The sequence below is a fragment of the Streptomyces aureus genome (genome assembly GCF_000725495.1).
Lineage (GTDB): Bacteria > Actinomycetota > Actinomycetes > Streptomycetales > Streptomycetaceae > Streptomyces > Streptomyces aureus_B.
In genome coordinates this window covers 1-275 of sequence record NZ_JNZD01000106.1, presented here as the reverse complement: position 1 = coordinate 275, position 275 = coordinate 1, and the positions used below count along the sequence as shown (strand labels likewise).

The following is a 275-nucleotide window of genomic DNA, read 5'->3' as shown; positions in this document are numbered from 1 at the left end:
GATCCACCACAACAAACCCCTGTTCGACGAGACGTTCACCCGCACCCTCACCAAACCGGACACCGACGCCTACTGGCGCGCCCGCTTCAACGGCAACCCGGACCTGGGCACCAGCACCACCAAGCCCGTGCACCTCTACCGCTACGCCACCCGCATCACCGGCTTCCACGCCTCCACCGACCCGGTCCGCAAGGGACAGCCGTTCAGGTTCGCCGGCACCGCCCAGTACAAGAAGGGCACCACCTGGAAGCCACTCCAGGAAGGCCCCACCCTCT

The 275-nt window shown here is 66.5% G+C and carries 1 pseudogene; it reads left to right on the top strand.

The features are described 5' to 3' along the window. Nucleotides 1-275, top strand: a pseudogene (locus IO36_RS36170) (hypothetical protein); the annotation flags it as partial.